The 23655-nt window shown below is 47.1% G+C and carries 34 protein-coding genes and 1 pseudogene; 22 read left to right on the plus strand and 13 right to left on the minus strand.

Going from position 1 to position 23655, the window contains the following annotated elements; translation table 11 throughout:
• A pseudogene (locus tag RDN93_RS17630) lies at positions 1 to 254 on the plus strand (Dyp-type peroxidase domain-containing protein); the annotation flags it as partial.
• 636 nt (positions 255 to 890) lie between these two features.
• A complete protein-coding gene (locus RDN93_RS17635) occupies positions 891 to 1133 on the plus strand; it encodes a hypothetical protein (protein ID WP_008668359.1) in 243 nt (80 codons plus the stop codon).
• A gap of 419 nt (positions 1134 to 1552) precedes the next feature.
• Here the strand turns inward: RDN93_RS17635 and RDN93_RS17640 are convergent, their stop codons facing one another.
• Positions 1553 to 1960, minus strand: a complete 408-nt coding sequence (locus tag RDN93_RS17640) for a hypothetical protein (protein ID WP_008620893.1) — start codon at positions 1958 to 1960, stop codon at positions 1553 to 1555.
• A 133-nt stretch (positions 1961 to 2093) separates the two neighbouring features.
• On the opposite strand from RDN93_RS17640, the gene RDN93_RS17645 reads away from it, so the two are divergent.
• The 16 genes from RDN93_RS17645 (at position 2094) to RDN93_RS17720 (ending at position 10677) form a co-directional block, all read left to right on the plus strand.
• Positions 2094 to 2300 carry a hypothetical protein gene (locus tag RDN93_RS17645; RefSeq protein ID WP_008620891.1) on the plus strand — a complete coding sequence of 69 codons (207 nt, stop codon included), beginning with the start codon at positions 2094 to 2096 and terminating at the stop codon, positions 2298 to 2300.
• A gap of 8 nt (positions 2301 to 2308) precedes the next feature.
• On the plus strand, positions 2309 to 2725 hold the full coding sequence (locus RDN93_RS17650) for a hypothetical protein (protein WP_008620889.1): 417 nt from the start codon (positions 2309 to 2311) through the stop codon (positions 2723 to 2725).
• Between the two features lie 133 nt (positions 2726 to 2858).
• Complete coding sequence (locus RDN93_RS17655; RefSeq protein WP_005798318.1) at positions 2859 to 3233, plus strand: hypothetical protein; 375 nt, start codon at positions 2859 to 2861, stop codon at positions 3231 to 3233.
• A gap of 9 nt (positions 3234 to 3242) precedes the next feature.
• Positions 3243 to 5282, plus strand: coding sequence for a hypothetical protein (locus RDN93_RS17660; protein WP_008759676.1), 2040 nt, complete (start codon positions 3243 to 3245; stop codon positions 5280 to 5282).
• A gap of 38 nt (positions 5283 to 5320) precedes the next feature.
• Positions 5321 to 6199 (plus strand): AAA family ATPase, encoded by an 879-nt coding sequence (locus RDN93_RS17665; RefSeq protein ID WP_005798313.1) that lies wholly within the window; start codon positions 5321 to 5323, stop codon positions 6197 to 6199.
• The gene (locus RDN93_RS17670) at positions 6199 to 6825 is read left to right on the plus strand and encodes an ATPase AAA (RefSeq protein WP_008620887.1); all 627 of its coding nucleotides are present in this window, start codon (positions 6199 to 6201) and stop codon (positions 6823 to 6825) included. Before RDN93_RS17665 ends, RDN93_RS17670 begins: the two co-directional genes overlap by 1 nt.
• Positions 6822 to 7070: a hypothetical protein gene (locus RDN93_RS17675; RefSeq protein WP_008620886.1), complete on the plus strand. Its 249-nt coding sequence runs from the start codon at positions 6822 to 6824 to the stop codon at positions 7068 to 7070. Before RDN93_RS17670 ends, RDN93_RS17675 begins: the two co-directional genes overlap by 4 nt.
• A 4-nt stretch (positions 7071 to 7074) precedes the next feature.
• Positions 7075 to 7545: a DUF4406 domain-containing protein gene (locus tag RDN93_RS22090; protein WP_007562536.1), complete on the plus strand. Its 471-nt coding sequence runs from the start codon at positions 7075 to 7077 to the stop codon at positions 7543 to 7545.
• An 11-nt stretch (positions 7546 to 7556) separates the two neighbouring features.
• Positions 7557 to 7829 carry a hypothetical protein gene (locus RDN93_RS17685; protein ID WP_008620883.1) on the plus strand — a complete coding sequence of 91 codons (273 nt, stop codon included), beginning with the start codon at positions 7557 to 7559 and terminating at the stop codon, positions 7827 to 7829.
• A 1-nt stretch (position 7830) separates the two neighbouring features.
• Positions 7831 to 8325 (plus strand): hypothetical protein, encoded by a 495-nt coding sequence (locus RDN93_RS17690; RefSeq protein WP_008668365.1) that lies wholly within the window; start codon positions 7831 to 7833, stop codon positions 8323 to 8325.
• A gap of 6 nt (positions 8326 to 8331) precedes the next feature.
• Positions 8332 to 8514: a hypothetical protein gene (locus RDN93_RS17695; protein WP_005798303.1), complete on the plus strand. Its 183-nt coding sequence runs from the start codon at positions 8332 to 8334 to the stop codon at positions 8512 to 8514.
• 18 nt (positions 8515 to 8532) lie between these two features.
• Complete coding sequence (locus tag RDN93_RS17700) at positions 8533 to 9201, plus strand: DUF3164 family protein (protein WP_005798301.1); 669 nt, start codon at positions 8533 to 8535, stop codon at positions 9199 to 9201.
• An 11-nt stretch (positions 9202 to 9212) separates the two neighbouring features.
• Complete coding sequence (locus RDN93_RS17705) at positions 9213 to 9449, plus strand: hypothetical protein (protein WP_005798297.1); 237 nt, start codon at positions 9213 to 9215, stop codon at positions 9447 to 9449.
• Between the two features lie 6 nt (positions 9450 to 9455).
• The gene (locus RDN93_RS17710) at positions 9456 to 9689 is read left to right on the plus strand and encodes a hypothetical protein (RefSeq protein WP_005798295.1); all 234 of its coding nucleotides are present in this window, start codon (positions 9456 to 9458) and stop codon (positions 9687 to 9689) included.
• Positions 9686 to 10246, plus strand: a complete 561-nt coding sequence (locus tag RDN93_RS17715; RefSeq protein WP_005798293.1) for a phage virion morphogenesis protein — start codon at positions 9686 to 9688, stop codon at positions 10244 to 10246. The genes RDN93_RS17710 and RDN93_RS17715 overlap by 4 nt, the downstream gene beginning before the upstream one ends.
• The gene (locus RDN93_RS17720; protein WP_005798290.1) at positions 10243 to 10677 is read left to right on the plus strand and encodes a hypothetical protein; all 435 of its coding nucleotides are present in this window, start codon (positions 10243 to 10245) and stop codon (positions 10675 to 10677) included. Before RDN93_RS17715 ends, RDN93_RS17720 begins: the two co-directional genes overlap by 4 nt.
• 84 nt (positions 10678 to 10761) lie before the next feature.
• On the opposite strand, the gene RDN93_RS17725 is transcribed toward RDN93_RS17720, so the two are convergent.
• The 12 genes from RDN93_RS17725 to RDN93_RS17780 all read right to left on the minus strand — a co-directional run bounded on the left by RDN93_RS17725 (position 10762) and on the right by RDN93_RS17780 (position 20535).
• On the minus strand, positions 10762 to 11601 hold the full coding sequence (locus tag RDN93_RS17725; RefSeq protein WP_005798287.1) for a DNA adenine methylase: 840 nt from the start codon (positions 11599 to 11601) through the stop codon (positions 10762 to 10764).
• Positions 11598 to 12236 (minus strand): thymidylate synthase, encoded by a 639-nt coding sequence (locus RDN93_RS17730; protein WP_005798286.1) that lies wholly within the window; start codon positions 12234 to 12236, stop codon positions 11598 to 11600. Before RDN93_RS17730 ends, RDN93_RS17725 begins: the two co-directional genes overlap by 4 nt.
• Before the next feature lie 71 nt (positions 12237 to 12307).
• A complete protein-coding gene (locus tag RDN93_RS17735; RefSeq protein WP_008620879.1) occupies positions 12308 to 12550 on the minus strand; it encodes a hypothetical protein in 243 nt (80 codons plus the stop codon).
• A gap of 203 nt (positions 12551 to 12753) precedes the next feature.
• The gene (locus RDN93_RS17740) at positions 12754 to 13239 is read right to left on the minus strand and encodes a hypothetical protein (RefSeq protein ID WP_005798284.1); all 486 of its coding nucleotides are present in this window, start codon (positions 13237 to 13239) and stop codon (positions 12754 to 12756) included.
• A complete protein-coding gene (locus tag RDN93_RS17745; protein ID WP_308746733.1) occupies positions 13236 to 14537 on the minus strand; it encodes a reverse transcriptase domain-containing protein in 1302 nt (433 codons plus the stop codon). Before RDN93_RS17745 ends, RDN93_RS17740 begins: the two co-directional genes overlap by 4 nt.
• A 375-nt stretch (positions 14538 to 14912) precedes the next feature.
• A complete protein-coding gene (locus RDN93_RS17750; protein WP_005798281.1) occupies positions 14913 to 15146 on the minus strand; it encodes a hypothetical protein in 234 nt (77 codons plus the stop codon).
• Between the two features lie 97 nt (positions 15147 to 15243).
• Positions 15244 to 16455: a phage minor head protein gene (locus RDN93_RS17755; RefSeq protein ID WP_005798279.1), complete on the minus strand. Its 1212-nt coding sequence runs from the start codon at positions 16453 to 16455 to the stop codon at positions 15244 to 15246.
• Positions 16456 to 16526: 71 nt separating this feature from the next.
• Positions 16527 to 17837 (minus strand): DUF935 family protein, encoded by a 1311-nt coding sequence (locus RDN93_RS17760; protein ID WP_005798277.1) that lies wholly within the window; start codon positions 17835 to 17837, stop codon positions 16527 to 16529.
• A 4-nt stretch (positions 17838 to 17841) separates the two neighbouring features.
• Positions 17842 to 18261, minus strand: a complete 420-nt coding sequence (locus RDN93_RS17765) for a phage protein Gp36 family protein (RefSeq protein ID WP_005798274.1) — start codon at positions 18259 to 18261, stop codon at positions 17842 to 17844.
• A 10-nt stretch (positions 18262 to 18271) separates the two neighbouring features.
• Positions 18272 to 18502: a hypothetical protein gene (locus tag RDN93_RS17770; RefSeq protein WP_005798272.1), complete on the minus strand. Its 231-nt coding sequence runs from the start codon at positions 18500 to 18502 to the stop codon at positions 18272 to 18274.
• A 1-nt stretch (position 18503) separates the two neighbouring features.
• Positions 18504 to 20063 (minus strand): hypothetical protein, encoded by a 1560-nt coding sequence (locus tag RDN93_RS17775; protein WP_005798270.1) that lies wholly within the window; start codon positions 20061 to 20063, stop codon positions 18504 to 18506.
• A gap of 7 nt (positions 20064 to 20070) precedes the next feature.
• Positions 20071 to 20535, minus strand: a complete 465-nt coding sequence (locus RDN93_RS17780) for a terminase (RefSeq protein ID WP_005798268.1) — start codon at positions 20533 to 20535, stop codon at positions 20071 to 20073.
• A 206-nt stretch (positions 20536 to 20741) separates the two neighbouring features.
• Between RDN93_RS17780 and RDN93_RS17785 the strand changes: the two genes are divergently transcribed.
• The 4 genes from RDN93_RS17785 to RDN93_RS17800 all read left to right on the plus strand — a co-directional run.
• Positions 20742 to 21677, plus strand: coding sequence for an HK97 family phage prohead protease (locus tag RDN93_RS17785; protein WP_005798266.1), 936 nt, complete (start codon positions 20742 to 20744; stop codon positions 21675 to 21677).
• A gap of 35 nt (positions 21678 to 21712) precedes the next feature.
• Positions 21713 to 22753, plus strand: coding sequence for a hypothetical protein (locus RDN93_RS17790; RefSeq protein ID WP_005798264.1), 1041 nt, complete (start codon positions 21713 to 21715; stop codon positions 22751 to 22753).
• 5 nt (positions 22754 to 22758) lie between these two features.
• Positions 22759 to 23223, plus strand: coding sequence for an N-acetylmuramoyl-L-alanine amidase (locus RDN93_RS17795; RefSeq protein WP_008759683.1), 465 nt, complete (start codon positions 22759 to 22761; stop codon positions 23221 to 23223).
• A gap of 14 nt (positions 23224 to 23237) precedes the next feature.
• On the plus strand, positions 23238 to 23655 hold a 418-nt coding region (locus RDN93_RS17800; protein ID WP_227201814.1), incomplete at its 3' end, for a hypothetical protein.

The following is a 23655-nucleotide window of genomic DNA, read 5'->3' on the forward strand; positions in this document are numbered from 1 at the left end:
CTGTGACCAATATCGGTGATGATCTGAAGATTGTACGTGCCAATATGCCGTTTGCCAATACTTCGAAGGGGGAGTATGGTACGTATTTTATTGGGTATGCTAGTACATTCAGCACGACTCGCCGGATGTTGGAGAATATGTTTATCGGCAGTCCGGCGGGCAATACCGACCGCTTGCTCGATTTCAGTACGGCAATAACGGGGACGCTTTTCTTTGCGCCGTCGTATGATTTGCTGGGCGAGTTGGGTGAGTAAATCACCGGACGGTGCGAACTAGATAAAACGTGGTGGGAAGTTCGGAAAAGATGGTTATGTTTTCCGGATTTCCCACCACGTTTTACTCTTTGAACTCTGTTTCTTTTTGTACTTTCTTCCGAATTTCATGAAATAAAGGGGAAAAAGTGAGAGGAGTGAGAGAGGATTTCTAACATTCGTATTTTTTTTAGTTGAAAATTAGAGAGTAGAAACAGTGAAATAAAAATATAAAAGTTGCAATTCCTCCCTCACACCTCTCACTTTTTTAGGATAAACTTCTTTATCCTATGCCCTTTGTACTATATGGGGCACAGAACGAAACGTATATTGAGGATTGAGCGGAAAGAATATCAAACCTATTGATATACAAAATGTTATGCAAAATATGAGTGGATGGCTCTGCAAAACGAAACGTTTACGTGGGTTTAATTTGCAGCTACATTTATGTGCTTTTTAGGCATACAGATTTGCAGATAGGTTTAATTGGGTTTACATAAGGCTTACATGGTTGATTCTGGTGGGGGAGTGAGTGGCAGCTGCGGCTGCTTTTTTTGTGCCTGATTATTTGATATAATGCTGCTTAAATTATTCCATATAATAGTTATTTGGTATATTTGCGACAAAATATTATTAGTTATGGCAAAGGTAATACATATACATTTGACACACGGAATAGAAGGAACAAAGCGGAAAGACTGGTATTTTAGTAGTATAACGGCCATTTATACTGTTTTGACGGCAGAACAGGTGGGCGCAACGAAGAATTATCTGCTTCATGCAGGATTATCTGGTAACGGGACTGTATGCACCAAAAAGGCTATAATAAAGCAATCTACGCTCATTTCTTGCGGGCGTAGTGGAAATGTATCAGACGAATAATAAGCGGCTAAAAAGGCAATAAAAACGGCTTTAGAATGATCCGGTGTGGGGAGGTGGTTATACCTCCCCTTTTTTTGTGCTTGAAATCGGTCTTTTTTGACGCTGGATATTCAGGTGGATATTCAAAGTGGATATTCACTTTTATAGAACTGGATATTCAAAATAGGGTTTTGGCGGTGTGCGATACAGACATGCTAAAATACCACAATTTTAAAAATACCCCTTGTTTTTTATTTGATAGCCCCCCCCTAAAAACCTATCATTTTTCACGTTTTACTTTTTAAATTCCCCAATATCAGTGCCTTTATGCCCTTATATAATGGTAGGGGAGGGGGATTGCTTGGGAGGGGGACATCATGGGGGATGATAGGGGGTACGCTTCGTTTTCCATCACCGGTGTATGGTAATAGTAAATCCGCCTACCCGACATTTGCAGTACCGGAAATGGGCGCATCCGATACATGTTTTTCCTTTTCGATTGTCATTTGCCGGATTCGTTCCTCTAAGCGTCCGATTTCTCTATCTTGTTCCCTGATGATTTCTTCTTTTTCTCTAATTAAGGCAAGGAGAGAGGATAGTTCGGTTGTTTGTGTTGTTGTAGATGATGTATTATAGTAAATATCACCTTTCCCAGTAAGTAACCAGGTAGGGTTTATATCATTATGTATTTCGATAATTTTCGACACCCATAAACTTGATATATCTGTTCCTTTGCTAATGCATCTTGAAATTACTCCATTCGAGCACCCAATAGCTTGTTCAAGTGCCCTTGTACTGATACCTTTTTCTTTAATTAGGATTGCAATCCTGTCGGAAATATTCGTCATAAGTCGTAAATTATCTACATAAAACTTTTTAGTGTCGAAAATATTCTATATATTTGCAGCGTGTTCAAAAAGGAACACCGCGCCAAATATACGAAAAAGGCATGTGATTAGCGAATTTTAAGGATTAAAGAAAATGAACGAAGAAATAAAAGAATGGCAGACACAGAGCGTGAAGCACAAGGTGGCTTACGTGTTGATGATGGACGGTATCAGCTTCAGATATACCGAAGAGACCGGGATTGTGTTTTCCGCACCTGATTTTTATGTGAAGAACCTTATCCGCCGCCTGATGAGTTGTTACGGCGTGAGTTTGAAACCGATTATAAACGAATTTAAATAAGTGAGATTATGGAAAACAAGAAAATGAGTTGCTGGGATTTTGTATTCAGTTCTGTAAAGACCCATATAGATGATTTGGTAAGACAGGCTGACAAGTACACCAAAGACATGAATGAGGATTTTGAACATTTCTTCTGCTGGTATGCCGAGGATATGTACAAGACGCAACGTGAACTTTCCTGTTACCGTGCCTTGAAGGTGGTTTTATCTGCCGGTAGCCATGATGATGTAAAGTTATACATGGAAAGCAAGATAAACAGTCTGACTGATAGTCTTCTTACCGGAAGCATCCGCAAGAACAGCACCAGTGCGGCTTCAAATTTGGCGCATACGTTGGAACTGGAAGTGAACCAGAAGATACGTGAGAAATTCACTATACTTCTTGGGATTATTGAAAAAGGTGAAAAGGTTGAGGGACAACAGTAAACCCAGCGTGACAACCCGGAAGGCGTTAAGAGACGGGTGACGGTGTGGAAAGACACACGGGAGTGCATGGTTCTTGTGCCGGGGTTCGATTCCCCGGACTCCCCCCAATATTAATCATTAAAACAAGTGAGATATGAACAAGAGGTACATTCACATTACGAAAGCCGACCGCGACTTTATCGCAAAGGCACTCAACGTGACAGAGAAGACTGTTTATAATGCTATCCGGTTTGATGACCGTCGTGGCAACTCCGAACTTTCTGCAAAGATCCGTAAGTTGGCCATGGATCGTGGCGGTATTGTGATGGTTGTTATTCCGGAAATAGAAACTTTCCATGATTATGACAATGTGATGCGTCAGTACTGTCCGAACGGTGCCTTGATAGAGCTTGACCGTAATGATGGTAGCGGTCAGGTAATATTCAAGGGAGAAACGGTGAAGACTTACGAGCATGTGATGGTTGCCGATATTAACCAAATCCAAGCGTTTGCATCGGCATTGAGATAGGAGGCGGCTATGTTGGTGTATTACGGTAACATACAGTGTATTTCTGCACGTGAGCTCATAGATGGCGGCTATATCACCGAATCCTGCTACAGGAACTGGGTGAACCGTGGCCGTATCAAGGTGGTGCGTCGTGGTGGAGGTGCTGCTGGAAATTGCGCGTTGGTCGCCCTCAATAGCCTGCCTACCGAGTGTCTGGAACGGGTGAAGGAAGACAACCCCGGTGGAACAGAGCAGGCACTTCGCCACTGGATACTCTCAAACTATGTGCTGGATCAGGCTGCAGTAGCCTATTTTTTGGATTGGGCTTCTCATTCTTCCAGCAACAGAGCAACAGACGAACTTGCCCGGAAATATGCGGTGAATGCTTCCGTGTTGAATACTTGTATCAAGCTTTATAACAGAAACAATGATTACCGAAAACTGATGGGTGAAAAATATAACTGGGACATGATGGCCACCACCATCGAGACCCTACGCGAAGACTTTGGTCATGATCTTCCTGCCAGTACCCTTCGTTTCCGCAAGAAAGTGAACGAATATAAGCAATACGGTTATGAATGTTTGATAACCGGAAAATTCGGCAACCAGAACAAACGGAAGGTAACTCACATGGACGAACGCCTGGTGATGAGTTTGAAAGTACTTCCCAACCAACCATACGGCAGTGATGTGCATGAAATGTATCTGTCGTTTGTATGCGGTGAACTGGAAGTATGGGATCTGGAAACAGGAGAGATATTCAATCCGGAAAACTTTACGGATAAGAACGGGGAACCGAAAGAACTGAGCGAAAGCACTATCCGGAACATACTGAACAACCCGGCAAGCCAGCTGCTGATAGAAAAAGCCTTGCGTGGACGTATGGAATTCTATCATGAGCAAATGCCGCACATGCACCGCCATGGTGGTAAGTTCTCCCTGTCACAAATAACGATGGATGACGTGGATTTGCCGCGTCGGATGAAAGGCGGCGAGTATGTGCATGCCTATTATGCTTATGATGTGGTGAGCCAGTGCCGTATCGGGCTGGCCTACGGGCGGGATAAGGATGATGCCTTGGTAGTGGACTGTTTTCGTGATATGTTCCGGCTCATCGAACGCAACGGATGGGGTATTCCAGCCGGTATTGAGGTGGAGCAGCACTTGATGAGCAAGTATAAAGAAGGATTCCTGAAGGCAGGTGAGGTATTTAAGTTTGTGCATTTCTGTGCCCCACAGAACTCACAGGAGAAATATGCTGAAGCTCTGAACGGTGCGTTCAAGACAACCATAGCACATAAGAACCATGAAGCCATTGGTCGCTGGCATAACAAAGGTGCACGGCGGGTGGACCAGAAGAAAGTGAGTGACAGCAGCAACCACACCTGGGAAGACAGAAAGTATTATACGTTTGAAGAGCTTGTGGCGGACGACCGGCGCGATTGTGAAGAATGGAACAATACGCTTCACCCCAATCAAAAGAAATATCCCGGAATGACCCGTTGGGATGTGCTCGTAGCCAAAATCAATCCGACCCTTCGACCGCTTGATAAACTGACCTTGAGCAGATATATCGGAGAAAAGGTAGATACCAGTATTCGTAGAAATTCCACAGTACGTGTGGCAAATGCGGACTGGTGGCTGAGCGGTCCGGAAGTGCTGGAGCAGCTGGAACCAAACAACCGCAAGGTGACGGCTTACTATCTGCCGGATGAAGAGGGCAAGCCTACGGATGTCTTCCTGTACCAGAACGACCGCTACCTTGACAAGGTTCGTCCGGTAGTGACTTACAACCGGGTGATGGCAGAACAGACCGAAGAAGACCGGGTAGCCTATACAGAGCAAAACAAAGTTCTGAGTCATTTCAGCAAATACCTCAATGACCACGCCATCGGAAAGGTGGGAACCGGTACACCGGATCAGCCAACGGATGACCCGGAAGAGGAACTGGAACTTCCCCCGGTGGAACTATCCGATGATTTGCCAGCCGAATTGTCGGCAGATCCGGAATCAGATTATGAATGGCACTCCGGAATAAGCGAGGCAATGAGGGCCATCAGTGACATGTAAGAATAGAATTAGAACAACATTAAAACAGCGTTAGAATTATGATTACAGAAGCGCAAAAACAGAAGATTTTAGCAGCGATAGCCGCCAACCGTGCGAACTATCCCAGTGATGCCAAGCATGCTGCCTCTTTAGCCATCAGTACATCTGTGTACAGTGCAATCAAGAACGGACAGACAGACAAAGCCCTGAGCGATGCCAACTGGATAAGCATTGCCCGCAAATTAGGGGTGAACCTCCGTGGTGAAATGGAATGGAAAGCAGCCAAGACCCCGACCTTTGAATATATAACTGCCCAGCTGGAGTTCTCACAGCAGTCCAGTCTGTCGGGCATCTTGTGCGACATGCCCAATATCGGCAAGACTTTCACGGCACGTTATTATGTGCAAAGCCACAAGAATGCCGTTTATATCGACTGCTCGCAGGTAAAGACAAAATTGAAGTTGGTACGCAAGATTGCTGCAGAGTTTGGTGTGGACAGCAAGGGGAAGTATTCTGATGTGTATGAAGACCTGGTATATTACCTCCGTTCGATGGAAACCCCGCTTATCATCCTCGATGAAGCAGGCGACCTGCAGTATGAAGCTTTCCTGGAACTGAAGGCCTTATGGAATGCCACTGAGCGCTGCTGCGCCTGGTATATGATGGGGGCAGACGGATTGAAAGAGAAAATCAACCGGTCCATAGAATGTAAGAAGGTGGGCTATACCGAAATGTTGAGCCGTTATGGTGACCGGTACAGCAAGGTGACTCCGGATGATGGAAAGGAGCGCGAACAGTTCTTGAACAACCAGGCACGTATTGTAGCCAAGGTAAATGCTCCTGCGGGGGCTGATATAGCCCAGATTGTACGGAAGACATGCGGTGGTTTGAGAAGAGTCTATACCGAGATTGAGAAACTTAAAATGACAGCGGAATAATGAAGCGTGCGTACAGTCCGAAGGAAATAGCCGCCAAGAAATGGGTTACTCTGCCGTGGGATGAGAAATGGAGCAAACCTTTCGGGTTCCCGGCAGAGAACGCTTCGTGGTTCATCAGCGGTGCCAGTGCCAGTGGGAAAAGCAGCTTTGTGATGCAACTTGGAAAGGAACTGTGCAACTATGGGACGGTGCTGTACATGAGTTACGAAGAGAAAATCAACCAAAGCTTCCAACGGCGTATGGGTTATCTGAAGATGAATGAGGTGCAGGGTAAATTTCGTGTGGTGACAGAAGGCAGTCTGGAGGAAGTGATTGCCAGACTGAAAAAACCGAAAAGCCCGAAGTTTATCATCATCGATTCCTTTCAGGTGGCCGGATGGGATTATCCGCAGGCTGTGGAACTGATGGAAACCTTTCCGAAGAAATGTTTCATCTGGATCAGCCAGGAAAAGAAAAGCCAGCCGATGGGTGGCGGTGCAGTAAGATTGAAATATATCTGTGATATGAAGATTCGGGTGGTCGGTTATAAAGCTTATTGTCAAGGACGCGCCATTGGAGACCCGGGAAGCTATTATGTGGTATGGGAAGACGGAATCATTCAAACAAGTAATAATTTACCAAAATGATTATGGATAATAACGAGAAGGCTTTTGAAAGCTACACCGGAACTGAAGTGTTCCAGATACTGCTGGACGGAAATTCCAGCCGGTCCGTATTGGATGACTGGCTGGAGCGAAACATCCAAAGCGACTTAAAAGTGAGAAGAGCGAAAATGCCCGGTCATGTCGTAATAGAAACGGGTGATGTCTTGTTTGCACGTAATGTGCTGATATGGAATCCAAGTTGTAAAGTAAACATTAAAAAGATTTGAAGTGATGGAAAAGAAAGAAGAAAAGAAAGTGTGCTGCATCTGCGGCAAAGAGTATGAGGGCTACGGATACAATCCGTTCCCGGTGAAAGAAGAAGGCTGCTGCTGCCAATCGTGCAACTACAGTGTGGTGGTTCCGGAACGGTGGGAACGACACAAGGCTTTTCAACGTGGTGAAGCGACCGGTGCCGGGAAAGTGTACATCAGCGGAGCCATCGCGCACTATGATATGAATGAGCGCAAGGAAGCCTTCAGCCGTGCCGAGGAGAAACTGATGGCACAAGGCTATGATCCTGTAAACCCTTTCAGGAACGGATTGCCGGATGAAGCTCATTGGAGAGCCCACATGCGGGCCGACATTGCCCTGTTGCTGGCTTGTGACTATATCTATATGCTGAAGGACTGGGAACTGAGCAAGGGAGCCAAACTGGAACTTGACGTGGCCAGTTCGTGTGGCATTAAAGTGTTGTTTGAATAAAATTAGTCGATATGGGAAAAATAAAAATGGAAACCGGTGTTGTGGTGATGAAGTTGACCGCTACGGTATATAGAGGAACAATTCGTGAAATCCAATCCTCACGCATAGGTTTTTGCGGGGAGTACAATAAAGAAATACTTTCTAAAATGGGTGATGAGTTCAAAAAGATATTTGCTAAGCAAATTGAGGCTGAATACAAAGGTAAATCAGTGAAGCCGGATAAGATAATTTATCGTGTCAGTACCAAATCAACGGAATGTGAAATGATTCTTAATGGTAAATGACATGGCACAGGAAGTAACCAATTTCGCCCGGTTCTACACATTGTTCAACAAGCTTCCCTGTACAGGAGACCGGGAAGAATTCAAGAAAAGCATTGTGCTGCAGTACACGTGGAACCGGACGGACAGTCTGAAGGAAATGACAGCCAAGGAGTATGAAGCCTGCTGTACGGCTCTGGAGAAGCTGAGCGGACAAGACGAATGGCGACAGAAGCTGCGTGAGGAGCTGCGGCGGAAACGGAGTCTCTGTCTGAACCTGATGCAGAAGCTGGGCATAGATACATCCGACTGGGCACGAATCAATGACTTCTGCAGTAATCCCCGAATAGTCGGCAAAGCGTTCAGACAGATTACGGTGGACGAACTGGATGAACTGGCGGTAAAGCTTCGGTCCATACAACGGAAAGGCGGCTTGAAGCCCAGGAAAGAAAAGCAAACGATTAACCCCGTGAGCATGGTATCACTCATTCAGATTGACCCTGATGCTCCGGCAAACTGATAGGATATGGAAAATAGAAACACAAAGATTTTAGAGAATCTGAAAAAGGAAATCAACCTGCTTGCCTCTGATATGGAGAAGCAAGATGCAGCCGAGTTTTATAGTGAATTGGCTGACTGGGCATACGCCAACGGAGAGGCTATGCTGATGGAAGACGAACCTGAAATGCAGGATTATGAAAACCAATAACCCCAAAAAACAAGAATCATGGAAGAAATGAAACAAACGACCGTGGTAATGACGGCAGAGGAAAAGGCGGAATTTGAAGCCTTCCAGAGAGAAAAAGCAAAGAAAGCGGCAGAGGAAAAAGCCAAGAATGACCGCGAAATGTACAAACAGATGGTGGATGAGGAGATAGCAAACTCCATTCCGGTACTGCTGGGCATCAGTGAGCAGATCAAGGCAAGCAAGCAGACTGTGATGGACAACTTCAAAACCATTCTGGAAATGAAGGCAGACCTTTTCAAGACCAAGGTGAAGGATGACCAGCGCAGCCATACCTTTACTAACAGTGAAGGCGACAAACGAATCACGCTGGGTGTGTATGTGACCGACGGTTACCGTGACACGGTGGAAGACGGTATAGCCATTGTGAAGGAATACATCGAAGGTCTGGCCAAAGATGAAAAGACCAAGGCACTGGTGAGCATGGTGCTTCGTCTGTTGGCCCGTGATGCCAAGGGAACGCTGAAGGCTTCACGCATCGTGCAGCTTCGCAAAGTGGCCATGGAAACCGGAGATGACCGTTTCATTGAAGGTGTGCGTATCATTGAGGAAGCCTACCAGCCGGAAGTGAGCAAACAGTTTATCCGTGCTGAAATCAAAAACGAAAACGGAATGTGGAAACCTATCCCTCTGGGAATGACAGAATCATAAATAATAGAACTATGATACAAGAAGTGGAGAAATCTCCGAAAGTAGCCCTGTGCCGTGCTTGCTACGGTACAGGTAAAGTAAAGAAAGTTGTAGAATATCCCTCTCGGATCTTTGGAAAGAAGCGAAGCGAAACCGTTGAGGAAGTCTGCAGACAGTGTGAAGGAAGTGGCCGGGTAACGGTAAGCGCAAAAATGACGCTTGACATCCGTCCCTATAAACCTAAAGTAGAACCGTCTATGAACGATTAAACCTATATGGGAAAGCGGCACGGAGTCAGTTATCAGAAGCGTGTAGTAGAAGTAAACAGGATATATGACCATTATGCCAGTCACGGTGTACCGAACCGTGAAATATGGCGGCGGTACATATATCCTGTGTATGCTATTAGTGAGCGTACATTCTACAATATGCTTAAAGCGTCCGCAGACCCTAAAAATGATTTGCCGGACGATACGGTACAATTGAAATTTAACTTTGACTGGGAATGAATGAAAACGTAAAAAAAGTAGTGGCCCGGATACTGAAAGACATTCAGGTGGAAATGAGTGATGAGTTTGACAAGAACTTTGAACGGCAGGCTTTTTTCAGTGAGAAATGGCAGCGACGGAAAAGCCCCATCCGGAATGAAGGTAGAGCCATACTAACAGATACCGGGGCGCTTCGGAAAAGTATCGGAAGTCGGACAACGGAAAACAGCATTACCTTCTTTACCTCTCTGCCCTATGCGGCCATTCATAATGATGGCGGTGAAATAGTGGTGACCAAGCGGATGAAGCGTTTCTTCTGGCATAAGTATTATGAGGCAACCGGAGCGTTCGGTAGAAGAAAAGACGGCAAACTTCGAAAAGACAAACGAAATGTCCGGCTTGATACAGAAGCCGATTTTTGGATGTTCATGGCTTTAAAGAAAGCAGGAAGCACCATCAGGATTCCCCGACGCCGTTTCCTCGGCACATCGCCTGAAGTGGAAAAAGCCGTCCGTGAGATTGTAGAAGAGAACCTAACAGAGTATTTTACCATTGAATATAATATCATAAGAAAATGAGAAAAGAACTTTACCGGATGCTTTGCCGGGAGCTGAAGGCCATTGACCTTATCAAGCACATAGACTTGTGGAACCATAATGTGGAATTCATCGAACAGGAAGAAAACTGGGAGCGTCCGGCTGTCTTTGTGGAATTCTGCCCTATACAGTGGAATGCGATTGTTCCCGGTGTGGAATACCGGGCAGAACCTTTGATTAAACTGCACATCGTGACGGACTGGGAAGGTTCGAGTGCTGAGGGCAGCGAGCTGCAGGAGGATGCGCTGAAGGTGTTTGACCTGTCCGGACTGCTTCATGCACAGCTTGCCGGATTGAGCGGGGAGACCTTTTTGGAGCTGGATCTGGTGGAGAGTGATACCAATCACAACCATGAGGATATTGTGGAAAGTATCGAGGTATATCAGTGTGTGGCCATCAAGCGGCTGCAATAGCCGTCTTTATTAGACAGAAAAAGCCGCGGACGTACAAATTACCGTCTGCGGCTTTTTTGTTCAATACAGGCAAAGTAAACGCAATCAGGCAGCCTCTTTCTTGTAAAGCATCATATCTGTGTAAGAAGAGTTGTAATTCATGTGAGCATTGAATTCCACCTTTGTGCAGTTTTCAAAAGGATTACCTAAATCCCTATTTTTACCTATCCATTCGCACAGCTCCAGAATTGAAGATTTGTTGGATGTGAAATATACGTATGAATGCCCCTTCAGTACATTCAGCACATCCAGATAGTCTGCCATATTCCAGTACATGTTATAGGTCCCTACGTCAGTGGACAGATAGGGCGGATCAACAAGAAATACTACTCCAGGAATATCTTTATACCGGTTGAATACTTCCTTGTAATCGCAAGATACGATTTCCAGCCCTTCGAGATAGTCCGTACATTCCGGGTAGCCGGTCTTGCGTATATTGTTGTATAAAGCTTCCTTCCGCATATCCTGAACAGACAGTTTGTATTTCATGGAAAACAAGATAGAGGAGGAGAGGGTAATGAAATCCACATATCCGGTGCTATTCTCTTCCTGCTCGATGCGGCTGAATATTCGTTCACGCAGTTCTCCTTTAATGATTTTATGACGTGGTACGGAATTCCCTACCATTTCGCGAATGTCAGCAAGCAGCTGATTCGTTTGCGGAATGTGCTTCATGCGGAAGCGGTAGTTATCAAAGTCATTATAGATAACAGTAGAGTGGGGCTTGAGGGATTTGGTAATGTGAGACAACAATCCGGAGCCACCGAACAGGTCAACAAACAATGTTCCATCCGGATATTGCTCCAGCACTTTCATGAATTCCTTGGCTAACATACGCTTTTGCCCGACAAATGGGAGAGGGGCTGACAGATACATCTTTCTCATACGTTCAATTCAAATTTTACATTTTCATTGCCGGCAAGCAGCTGTTCTGTTTTGTCGATGTTGTTTTCGTAAATATGCACATTCCCCAGATTCAGGGTGATGGATTTTAGTGGCAACTCAATCTGTCTTGATATTAGATACAAATGATAAATATCTGCCGGCAGTCCTAAATTCGCATCGCTGCTTCGCTGATAGGCGGTCATGACCAGTTCTCCTTGCTCTATCTGGAACTGAACAAGACTAAGGCATGGAGCCTGGTTGCTTTCTGTTCCTGTAGATCCGAGAAACAATATATAGTTTTTGCTGTTCCTTTTTTCCCTGTTTATGCGTTCGATGAGTGGCGGCAGTTTTTCAAAATAGGTTGGGTAGCTGTTCACAAGGATAGAGCCGCAGTAGTCCCACCAGTTGATTCCGGCCTCCCTGTATTTTTCCACGTTTCGTTCGCCCCTCATAAACAGTTGTAACTCGTTTTTTAACTTCTTCCGCGCTATGGTATGCCCCTCGAATATATCAAGAAGGTCGGCAGGGAGCAGCGTCAGCTGTTCATTCAGTAGGTAGCGGATATTCCCTTTTTTATTGCTTTGCATCTTTCCGGACGAAAGCACCTTGCCTAAGATTTGATAATACTTGTCCATGATATGAATGTTATTTATTGCGATACAAAGGTAGGGTAGGGGAGTTTGCCTTTAGTGGGAGGAAGTCCTGATTACACTGCACACAAATTGCAGTCGGTTTTAAAACGCTTGATCAGGTCATACACCTTTCGCTCACTGATGCCATATCGTAGGGAAAGCGTAGCTACGATATAAGACACTTTTTCACCATTGGTCTGCAACTTGTTATATTCATTATATAGTTCTATATATTGCACGTCATCGGGTCGTATGCCCATGTAATGGCACGTTTTTAAAAGCTCTCTGTTCAATTTTAGTATCTCAATTACTTTCATATCCAGTTAAATTTCGTACATTTGCATTGTCTCACTTATCATTGCGCAGAATAGCGCTTACATAAAAAAGCCTCTTACTGGCGAACGAGGGTATCTGCCCCCGGTCGTGCCGGTAAGAGGTGCTTTATGTTTAAATGGTAAGTGAGACGACTATTTAACAGGCCGGGGGCTTTTTTTTATCCTTCCCCCGAAGGGATTGTCAATCATTCAATCCGATATAAATCCAAGTTGAATACATCTTTCCTTTTCCATCCTTCAGCCAGTGTGTTTTGGATGTGTCTGACCGCTTGAATGTAGAAGTCCTTCAGATTATCCAACTTTTCAAAGGTATGGTATTCGGGCTGTTCATCCGAACCGAATTTGAATGTAACCGGAAGGGTCTCTCCGCCCGTCTGAACGGCCAAATCGTATGCTGCCTTATAGTTGTATTGGTTCTCCGTAGAAAGCCATACAGGGGCGCCATTATAGGCGAATCCGGATAGGATAGCTGCATCAGTCTGGCTGTTATACCATGACATAACCAATGTGCGGATTTCCTCATCAGTAGGCTTGTGTCCGAACTCCTCTTCCATGTAGGAGGCAGAGCCGTTCTCTTTTTCCTGCACATCCCAGCGGATGCGCCATTTGTCTTTAACCGGGTTCGTGCATTCCATCAGCGATACACCGGCACTTCCTTCAACTCTTCTCATGTAAACACGTATTTGGTTCTACCTTTGCCGAATGTCTCTGTCTTGATGGTCGTTTCAAACGGGAAACCATCCGGCATTTCCTTTACTTGTGCGAGAATATTCTTCATTTCCTCGCTGTTGGTGAAGAACTTCTTTGCTTCGCCGTTCACTTCGATGGCCACAATACAGCGGTCTTCTCCCTGCTCGGTCTTGATACCGGTCTCAAAGTCCTTCACTACAATCGGTAAGTTTACCAGTTCCCGGATGCTTACCACCACACCGGGAAATCGCTTCTTGCCGTCCTCCGGCTTGTAAGCGACATTCAAGTCTTTAAAACTTCTCATTTCTTTGCCTGTTAATTTTTTAAACAACTTATTACAGTCGGCGTGCTTCGTCATGCCGTAGAAACTGGCAATCAGTTCCCGCCGTCTTTTTCTCGATTTTACCTCGTGCATCTTCCGGGCAAACCTCTGTTTGATGCGTTTCCGCAATCTTACATAGTCGGGACGGATAACATAGCCAAGGAAATCAATGCCTTCTTCTACAGGGAACACCCGTTCATTCGGCTTTATTTCCAAGTCTATTTTTCCCATTTGCCCGTGAACAGCATCACGAATCTTCCACAATTCCGCTTTCGTTTTACCGAGTACCAGTCCGTCATCGCAATAGCGATAGTAATAACGAACCCCGTACTTATCCTTCAGATAGTGGTCTAAAAATACAGACAGAAGCAGATTTCCTGCCCCTTGTGAACTGCGCAGTCCGAAGCTTATACCTTCCGGCAGCAGCTTAACAAACCGCTCCAGTAGCACCAACAGCCTTTCGTCCTTGAACACCCTCCGGAAGCACCACATAACAAAGTCCTGCCGCGCATTGTCGTAAAACCTACGGATGTCAAACTTGTATGCGTAAAGTGTGCCTTCCGGGTCTTTTTGCAAATCGGTACGTATGCAGTTCATCAGATCATGAGTACCGCGCCTTTTGATGCTTGCACCGGTTGTCCGGATATAACGTTTTTGCAGGTGGCGGTCCACCACATTCATGATGGCAAACACAGCGATGCGGTCTTTCATGGACAGGATCTGCAAAATACGTTTTTTACCGTATTCTTCAATTTCCCTCTCATGGTAGCCGCCCAGCCGGAATGAGCCGTCCGCAATGGAAGCCGTCAGTTCGGCGATAATCTTCTCCCTATGGGCAAGCAGGAATCGTCCCTGCCTTGACCTCTTACGACCGGTTCCGCGAAGTACCGAATCGAATGCCTCCGACATATTGGAGTATTCGATGATTTCCTCGATAATATATCCTTCCCTGCGCATAAGCTATTGGTTAATAAACATGGAAGATGAGGGCCTTCCTTTCCCCGGGTCTGACTTCTTCGAACTGATAACAGCCTACCAAACTCCACCCGACGCGTGATTTTTCAGCTTTCCACCCTAATGGGTGCTGTTGCTGTGGCTTGCTTCCCTCGGCACCGCTTCGGGGACACGTCCCCGGTGCTGTACGCCGATTAATTAGATTTCCAGACGCGAGCCGATATTCGCATTCGTATTCGAAGCATCGTTATTCGCATTCGCATTCGACACACCGCCATTCGCGTTCGCATTGTTGTACCCGCGATAGACCACACGGACTATCGGGAAGCTCCACCGGGTACAAAGTTACTGATTTAACAGGCAAAATGAGCTAAAGCATTACACTATCCACCAAAATAGGGCCGACAATATGCCGCCTATGACGGTAAGAGACCAGTCTATCCAGTCCCAAAGTCCGCCTTTCAGTTTGTCTTTCAGTTCCAGACAGGAGGCTGCGACAGCTGCAGCATAGAGCGCTGTCCACGGGGTGAAGGCCAAAATGCCTACCAACAAACCGCCAATAAGGTGTTTGTAGCGGTTGCTTTGTTTGAGAAATTCGATAATTTTGTTCATAACGGGTTGTTTTTAAAAATTGTTTTGTATATTTGCAGTGAGGAATAGCGTTAGATGTTCAGAACGGGATTGTAGTTCCCGGAGCTTGCGTCTTTCGCTATTCTTTCTTTTTTATATGTTTGTATAATTCACCTCCTTCTGAAAGACTGTGCAGCGTGTATTCGTGCCAGTCGTATTCCCGAACTATTATCAGTGCTTTTTCACCTCTTACTTCTATCTCGAAAATGTGCGATTGTATGAGGTGTGGAATACCTTTGTGGTTATCTGCTGTTCCCAGGTATTTGGCTTTGGCAAATACATTCTTTATATCCAGAAGCATGAGGTTCTTTTCATGGTAGAACTTGTATGGCTGGTTGGTCCATTCTTGAAGCGTGCGTTTTGATATGTTTACCGGGAATGGGAATTCATTATTCGTGATAACTGTTCCCTGCAATGGCTTGGCTTGCTTCTTTATCTGTTTGGCATCTGCATTGGCCAATGTTCTTACCAGTTTGCATGCGGCGCACAATTCATTTTCCGGAACGAAGACCAGTTTCATATTTCCGTTGTTCATATCGCAATCCTTACAGCGCTTGATGGTGTATGGATTATAGTCGGGCATCGTCTTTTGTTCCATGCCTGCATTGAACCGGAACATTCCCTTTTTGTCAACTTCCAAAGCTGATTTCCCCCTTGCCATGGCCTCTTCGTGGTCTGTAGGCGGATACTTGGATTTGCGTACCTGGACCACGGAACAGCGGCAGCCCCATCCGTTAGGAGGATAGAATTCTGCCCAGAACGGGTCTGAAGCCGGGAGTGTGATGCCGGCCATTTCTGCATGGGTGGGACGTACCTTTGCATCCCCGGCCGTGCGGTACTGTAGATAATAGCGGTCGCCGTCCTGCATGAACCGTTCCCATTTGGCTGCCATTTCAGCCGAAGCCTGTACAAAGGTGAATTCAGCCCGTAGATAGTTTGAATTGTATGTTTCGTCGATCTTCCGGACATCATTCAAAAAGCGTTCGAACGTCTTTCTATTGCCGTTTTCATCCAACAGGGAGGGAAAGGCTTCATTCAGTTCATGGAAGGTCTTCAAGCCGGAGAATACATAGTTGGAACGCTCCAGCCGCTTGCGCATGGTCTCGGACATTTCCACCTTTCGGAATGAACCGTTCAAGACAGAAGAATGAGCTTCTATAAAATCCTGCGCTTCTTCGGATGCCAGGATACCTATTTCAAGGTTTGCCCCTTCTTGCCGGAACAGCACCTTCATCATGCGGTCAAAGCGTTCCGTGAGCTTGTCGCGCATGAGTTTTGCCTCGTCCTCCATGGAGAGGCATAGTTTCTGTTTGCCCAACAGGTGGGCATACCGCTGGTGCAGCCCCGAATAATCATCGGGGCTCAGTCGAAAAAACGGGACAGCGTTTCAGCCGGTTTGCCGTCTTTCTTTTTTTTCGGTTCTGTCGGGTCCGGCTCTTCTTTCGGTTCCTTCTCCTCGCACGGGATACCGTATTTTTCCTCAAAGTACTGAGGCTTTACCTTGTAGTGTTGCAGTACCATTTCCTCGTAAGCTTTCTGCTGTTCGGGCGTGTAGTCAATGGAGTAGTCCCAATCGAAGCGCAGCCCTTTAACAGGGAACCCGTGGCGCACCATGCGCGGAATGAGCTGGTTGTTCACTATATCCCGAAGCATATCACAGTCGCTTTCCACGAGGTTCTGGAACACTTCAAGGTGCGTTTCCGACTGTGATAGGCTGCTTCCGTCCTCGATGGTCATCGTCTGCCCGATGATAAGCTTTGACAGTTCGGAGTTGGCCCGATCGATACGCTTGTCATAGACATTGAATGCGTCCCCCTTGCCGCTTTCCACAAATTCGATTTCGGTTTCCATTCCTGCCACCATGGAGAGGGCGGTTCCGGCTTCACGCAACATCTTGTCGAGACGGTCAATCTCTTTCTGATCGCGCGAAGTGGTGCGTGCTATACGCATGGGCATTCCGAATATTTCCCCGAAGGTGTCCCAAAAGGCCAGCATGTTCTTTTTGGGAATAGTCTGTGAAGCAGCCTTGAGATACAGCCCGAGGTCGTCGGGCCTACCTGCCTCAATGAGCCAGTCGGAAAAAGGAGGCTGGCGGTAGTCTATACCTGTAGTCCAGTCCTGCCCGAGGTCGGTAATGACACGCCCATACTCAGGAATGACATGTTTGCGCGGAATAAGCTTCACATCCGAATAACAGATGCAGCCGTCGCCGTCAGTGCAAAGGTCGCCCAATTCGATGAGCGAATGTCCCCAGTAGATTGAATCAAGTGCATAGCGCATGAGCTGCTTGAACCAGGACTGGTCAAAGAAGTGAACCGCTTCCTCGTTCTCATCCCCTTTCATATCCACGATTTTGAAAGAACGTGCCATGACAAAACCTCTGCGCTGCTCCACACACCCGGAGAGGTGAAGGTCTATTTCCGCGTCCCGGTAGATGTCGTACAGGCGCTGGCGGCTGGGACTGTCCACATTGATGGCATACTGCCAGGCATCGCGCCAGTTCTTGATGTCCTTCCGGGTGAGTGCATCGGTGGTGCGTTGCAGGTCGATGACCATTTTCTGCACCCGCTTGATGTCTTTCCCCTTGGCCAGATTAAAATTGCCGTATGGCGTTTGCAGTACGTTTTTCGGTTTATTGGAAAACATACCGCTGAAAAAGTCTTTAATATCCATAATCCTACCAGTTATGATGAAGCTGCTTCTGACAGCTGTAAACAAATGAATTTCCGGACGGAAGCCCATCTTCTCCGACAGCCAAAGGCAAATCAGGGACAATTTTTCCGGCCTGTACGCCTTCAAGCCACTTGATGGCCCGTTCATACCGTTCCTTGCGTATCTCGCTTCCCATCTTTTGCGGCATGGCTGCACTCATGTGGTAAAGTGAAATGTCGCAGGTGTACATGACAATGAGGCGGTTCCGATGTTCATCCTGTGCAGAGAAAATGGCCGTACAGTCGTATTTCGGCCGTAGATAACCGGCAATTTCTTCCCGGGCTTCCGCTTCTGCATTGGTACGGTTTTCCGGGCTTACCTGCGAGATAACCTTTAATGCGTTGTCGCCGATGACAACTTTGTAATCTTCTTCTGTAATGAACATGACTTTACTTTCATTTAGTGATGAACAATGCCATTTTTTCTATATCCCGGATAGTGGTTCCCTTGCGGAAACGGTGGCGGTGAATCAGTTCACAGATGTTCCTTTTGGGGACAACTTTCAGTTTGCCACCCATATACAGGACGTAGTACTTTCTTCCGTAGAGCTTGGCGTACTTGCAAGCACGGGCAACGGCACGTTTATAGCGCCATGCAAAAATCATTCTTTTAATCAGCTGTATCATGTTACCATATATTTTTGGCGGTCGGCCTTTTACCGAACACCGGTTGAAAACTCTCCTGCCTTGAATTGCGCTGCAGCATCCAGATGGCTCCCTCGTCGGCATCCGGTGCATCATCGTGAATACGGCTGCCACGCTCCAGTGCCAAGGTCTGTTCGATTCCGGTCTGCATATCCGGCGATTCTTTCAACTTCTCATTGTAGAATACGAAACCGCGTTCCCATAATGGTGACACCGCTTCGATGCGCTGGAGCTTGTCCGGTTTCTTTCGTTTGTCCGGCATGATGGGCAGTTGGTATCCACGCAGATTCCCTTCTGCCTCAAACTCATCCAGAATGACATCCTGCATGAAGTTCGCTTCCATAAAGAACTGGACGGCTGCCGTATCACGTGTACGCTCGTAGAGGTCGTAAAGCCACCGTACCATTCCTGAAACGGTATCCTGCCGGACGTAACAGTCTATAAGGTGCAGTTCCTTCCCAATCTTGCCCCAAAGGCGGCAAGCCTTGTAGTCGTTGGAAGTGGTCGATTTGAAAGAGGGGTCGGTATAGCAGACCAGCATTTCATACTTGGATAGCCTGGGCAGTTTCTTGTAACGAATCCAGTCTGCCCGAAAAATAGTTCCGTCCACGATGGGGTTGTGCATCATCTCCTTTTCCCATGCCCGGTAGCCTACGAAATCCCTGTATTCCTGCGCCTCTTCTTTCGTCCATTTTTCGCGCCATACCGGTTCTCCGTTCTTGTCTATTGCCTTGATGACGGATACATGTACCCCTTTTGTCTTGGTGAGATTGGCCAGCACCGAGTTTTTAGAAATGAGGTTCCCGACCATGATAAAACGCCCCCGGCCCACATCCAGTGCACCAAAAAGGGCTTCTTTCACCCAGTCTGTAATGTCATGCACCCGTTTCTCATTGCGGCACAGTTCGTCGTCATCCAAGTCATCGATGACGATGTAGTCCGGACGTGCTTCCCGGTCTCGCAAACCACGTGGAGACTGTCCGCGTCCGCAAGCCAGGAATTTCACCCCGTTGGCCGCCTTGAACTCCCCATCCTGCCAGGAGGCATTCCCCTGCTGCTTGCCGAAGTCGGCAATGATGCGCTGGTTATGTTCCAGTTCTGCCTGAATATCTCCCAGCAGACGTGTGGCTGAGTCCTCACTTTTGCCGACCACCACCATGAAGTTGATGAGACGTTTGGGCTGGAACATCAGCCACAGCGGAACAAAAATGTCCATGTGTGTGGACTTGGCATGGCCACGCGGCCACATGAATACCGCTTTCAGGTTGGGTGTGCCTTTTACTTTAGCCGCTGCCGCATTGTGGAACGGTGCATTGTGGATGGTGCGTATGACTTCCCCGGTGGTTTTGTCACGCAAGGTGAGAAAGTGGGGGAAGTAATATTCACAGAACGCGGCATAGTTACCCTGCAGACGCAGAATACGCCTGTCCTTTTGTGCCGGTGTCTCGCCCGCGAGCAAAGCCGTATCCGTGATGGACTGCACTCTTTTACAGTGTTCCTTCCACTGTTCGTATGCCTGTTTCTTTTCCGCTGCTGTTGCCATAGCCGTTTTATTTTATGCCCATCTGTTCGGTGATATACAGATCCTGGTACTTGTTGATTGCCCTGACCAGTTCCGGAGTCACTTCCGGGTCGATGGTTGAACGGTATTCAATCCATTTGGAGAATGCCATGAACACTTCAATGACATCCACTACGTTGGCCTTCTTGTCTAACTTTTCAATCACCGCCGAAAGTTTGGCCAGTTTGTCCCCGAGACCAGCTACAAGTGCAGGGTCGTTCGATTCGTTGACTTGAGTAATGAGTGTATCAATGGTGAGCAGGAGTTTGTTCACCAGTTCCGGCCGGGTGACGTTCTTTGCCGCCCTTGCCTCTTTCCATCCGTCAGCCGTGCACCATTTTGAGATGGTGACGCGTGACACGTCCACTTTCTCCGCAATTTCAGTCTGTTCCATGCCGGAAAGGAACAGTGAGCGTGCAAGAGATTTTTTCTTTTCGATTTCTGCCTTTGTCATATAATAAAGAATATAGGGTTAAAGGCAGGCTTCGGAGTCCCTTGCACCTGCCCGATTTATTCGCAAAGTTGTCCGCTTATCAGCTTGCAGCCAAAATAATGTGCAACGGTTTCATAGAAGTGTGCAACCATTGCACACTTTTTTGGCTTCCCGGTAAGTGCTCTGTAATATTGCAGCGCCAATGCATAAAGGCGTGGCATGAGAAAATGAGTAAACGTGTAAGAATTTCAAACGACAGCCTGAACAGCTACGGAAGCCGTGTGTTGACATCGGGCATGAGTGTGGAGCAGTATTGCCGAAACCCGGTACTGCTGTACATGCACCAACGCGGAAACGTGATTGGTTATGTGAAGGACCTTCGGGTAGAGGATGGTGAAGTAACCGGGGAACTGGTGTTTGACGAAGCGACCGACCTCAGTAAAAGATGCAAGAAACAGTTTGAATTCGGCAGTCTGAGAATGGTGAGTGCCGGAATAGACATTCTGGAACTGAGTGACCAGCCCGAACATTTGCTGCAGGGGCAGACCAGCCCGACAATAACCAAAAGCAAGCTGTATGAGGTATCACTGGTGGATGTAGGTTCCAATGATGATGCCATCGTACTGATGAAGGATGGAAAACAAATCACATTGGGAAAGGATGGTGATTGTCCTTTGCCACTAATCAATAACCAAAAAACAACAGAAGAAATGGAACTGAAACTTTTGGCCCTTCAATTGGGGCTGCCGGAAACGGCAACGGAGGCTGATGTTAATCAAGCCTTAAATGAACTGAAAGCAGCCAAGGCAGAGAATGATTCCCTGAAGCAAGAAAACGGGAAGCTGACTTTGGCCCGTATCACTGGTCTTGTAGAAAAGGCAGTGGTGGAAAAGCGTCTGGGAGAAGACAAGAAGATACAGTTTATCGAACTTGGCAAGAAGGTTGGTGTCGATGAACTGAAGAATGTGCTTGATGCCATGCAACCACAGGTGAAGATTTCCACTGTATTGAGCTATCAGGGCGGCAAGCAGCAGGCACAGCCGTCCACCTATGCCAAACTGAGCGATGTCCCGAGTGATGCGCTGCTTGAAATGCGCGAGCATAACCCGGAGGAGTACAAGCGCCTGTACAAGGCTGAATACGGCATGACCTGTGAAATTTGAAAACCTTTAAAATGAAGAAAATGGGAAAAATTGTAATGCTTTTGACGGCACTTCTGTTCAATACGCTGACAGGTGTCGTGTGTGCTTCGGTATTGGGATTCTCTCCGGTGGCCGGAGCTGTGGGAATGAATGCGGTGGCAGCCTTTATGGGAATGGCCCCGCAAAGTACTTCAATACTCCGTGAAGGGGTTTATACGGAAATCTGGACAGGGGAACTTGTTAAGGTGCTCCGTGCCGGACTGGAAGGAACCTGGCTGTCAGGAATCCCCGACCAAAGCAGTATCGTGAATAACGATGTGATTCACCTGGTAGAAGTTGGTGTAGATCCGGATGTCTTGATAAACAATAAAACCTATCCGATTGATGTGCAGGCTTTGGAAGACAAGGATATTGCCATCAAGCTGGACAAATTCCAGACCAAGGCTACGCCGATTACAGACGATGAGCTTTATGCCATCAGCTATGACAAGACCGCCCGTGTGAAAGAGGGACATGCCAACAGTATCAATGATGCGAAGTTTACCAAGGCGGCCCATGCGCTTTGTGCGAACAAAAATACGGAAACTACTCCGGTGCTTAAGACTACCGGCGAGAAAGATCCGGCTACAAACCGTCTGCGCCTTACCGTGAATGACCTTGTGGAAATGAAGCGTGCCCTTGACAACCTGCGCGTACCGTCAGACGGCCGCAGACTGGTGCTTTGCCCCGACCATGTGAATGACCTGCTGCTGACCAGCCAGGCATTCCGTGAACAGTACAATATTGACCGCAACAGCGGCAAGGTAGGTAACCTTTACGGCTTTGAAATCTACGAGTATGGCAACAACCCGCTTTATACTACAGCCGGAGTGAAGAAGGCATTGGGTACAACGGCAGAAGCCGGTGAATTTCCGTGTTCATTTGCCTTCTACAAACAGAGGGTTTTCAAGGCAACAGGTTCTACCAAGATGTATTATTCCGAGTCAAAGAATGACCCGTTGAACCAGCGTAACCTGATTAACTTCCGCCATTACTTCATCTGCATGCCCAAGAAAGAGGATGCCGGAGTGGTAATGATGAGCGGCTATCAAGCATGATGATTATGGCAAAGTTGAAATATCTGGTAATACACTGTACGGCAACCCCGGAGGGGCGTGAGGTATCATCGGCGGACATCCGCAAATGGCATACTTCTCCGGTTGCCCAGGGAGGAAGAGGATGGAAGCAGGTTGGCTATACCGACCTGTTCCACCTGAACGGAGGCGTGGAACGTCTGGTAGAAAACAATGAGGATGCACAGGTGGACCCTTGGGAAGTGACCAACGGAGCCAAAGGATATAACAGTGTAAGCCGTCACATCGTGTATGCCGGAGGCGTGGAAAAAGACGGTAAGACCCCGAAAGACACCCGCACTGGCTGCCAGAAAAAGGCACTGGAGAAGTATGTGAAGGATTTTCATCGGAAATTCCCTGATGTACGCATTATAGGACACAACGAACTGGCAGCGAAAGCCTGTCCGAGCTTCGATGTGCAGGAATGGTTGAAAGAAATAGGTATTAATCAATAATAAAACCGGGTGGTATGGACTTGAGCGAATTTATGAACATTATCCTTGGCGGCGGCCTGGTTGGTACGGTGGCGACCATTGGCTCCTTGCGGGCTACTGTGAGAAAAGCGAAAGCGGAAGCGATGAAGGCCGAGGCCGGTGCAGAGGCCATGCGCATAGATAACGCCGAACATGCCACCCGCATTTTGATGGAAAATATTGTAAAACCTCTAAAAGATGAATTTTGTGAAACAAAGAAAGAACTGGCCCGCAATACGCGCGAGATGGCCCGTCTTAGAAAAGCTATTGATACAGCCGGAAACTGTCCTCATCGTGACGATTGCCCTGTGCTTGACAGGTTGCGCGAGTCACCGAAAGAGCATGAACCGGGAAGTCCGGACGGAATCGGCAAGCGCCGACAGCGCGAGCGGAAGCCGACGGGCGGGACTGGTG

Source organism: uncultured Bacteroides sp. (assembly GCF_902491285.1).
GTDB lineage: Bacteria > Bacteroidota > Bacteroidia > Bacteroidales > Bacteroidaceae > Bacteroides.